The sequence below is a fragment of the Mesorhizobium kowhaii genome (assembly GCF_042431665.1).
Lineage (GTDB): Bacteria > Pseudomonadota > Alphaproteobacteria > Rhizobiales > Rhizobiaceae > Mesorhizobium > Mesorhizobium kowhaii.
Map to the genome: position 1 here is coordinate 1 of NZ_JBHLYT010000105.1, position 1144 is coordinate 1144.

General features: G+C 59.9%; 2 pseudogenes. Both read right to left on the reverse strand.

Annotation, left to right across the window (positions count from 1 at the left end):
• Positions 1–422 (reverse strand): annotated as a pseudogene (locus tag ACFFNA_RS35300) (ISKra4-like element ISMet1 family transposase); the annotation flags it as partial.
• Positions 423–748: 326 nt separating this feature from the next.
• A pseudogene (locus ACFFNA_RS35305) lies at positions 749–1144 on the reverse strand (hypothetical protein); the annotation flags it as partial.

Sequence of the window (1144 nt, forward strand, 5' to 3'; positions counted from 1 at the left end):
ATCATGCTTCCCAATCGCGCCGTCAGTTCAATCAGTTCAGGCGTGGCTCGATCAGGGCAGATCTCGTTGAGTGGTGCGAAGGCAGCGACCATGCCAGGATGGCACTTCCGGCAGAGCATCCACCGGGGATTGCGAACCTCCACCGTGCCGAAGACAGTCCGGATTTTGCGCGTCGTATAGCCCTTGACCGGCCGGAACGTGTGGCAATCCGGGCAGACGCGGCGAAAGAGCGAGTAGGTCTCCGCCTCGTGGCTGACGACCGCGCTCTGCAGGGCCGCCATGATTTTCTTTCCATCGTCGATCGAGAAGCCGATATCGCCGTCGAACAAGCCCTTCCAGCTCTTGTCGATGCGGACCTCCTTCCGGCAGGTGTCGCCAAATTCGTTCCTGCCCTCGATCGTGATCGTCCATTCCACTGCCATCGCTGCCTCCTTGAAGAAGCGACGGTGATGGACTGCTTGGGCCAAACAACCCGTATTCGACCCCAGAGAAATTACCGGTCTCGATATCATTACGCCGAGGAGTCTCATTATTAAATGCAGCGCGACACACTACCCTGTCGGCCTCCGGGAGAATTTGGACAATCGAAAGTTCGGGCGAAATCAGCGAGCGGAAGGCATGGAGCACGGGCAAATCACGGCGTCGACTGCGATTCCGACTCTATGAACTTATTCGCACCGTCCGTGAATCCCGGCACCTGCACCAAATATGCGGAAGAACCCCTGTTTGTCGTGCGGCAATCGCTTGTTCAGTTTCGGCGGTAGAACACAATGATGTCGTTTTGCCTGCCTGATGGCCCCAACGCCGCTGTGTAGGGCACGCCACCGATGGTGAAATTTGTCTGCGGCTGCGACGGGCTCGGCAGCACGCCCATGTAGTGCATTCCGCGCATGAGGTCCTCAGGCGCGCGCTGATCGCCGTGTTGCCAGCCGGGGACGTAGATTGCTAGATCCGGCGCCGGAGGCGCGTTGGGCACGTGTGCTGCCCCAAAAATCCATGCCCCGGCGCCTTGATCCGATGGGCCTGGCTGGTTAACGGTTGGCGCTGGCGAAGGCGCATTCATTCCCTGCCAAATGGGCGGCGGAGAAGCGCCGCCCGGCGCCGCCTGGGCCGCATCATAATCGCCCCAAAGCTGGTCTTGATT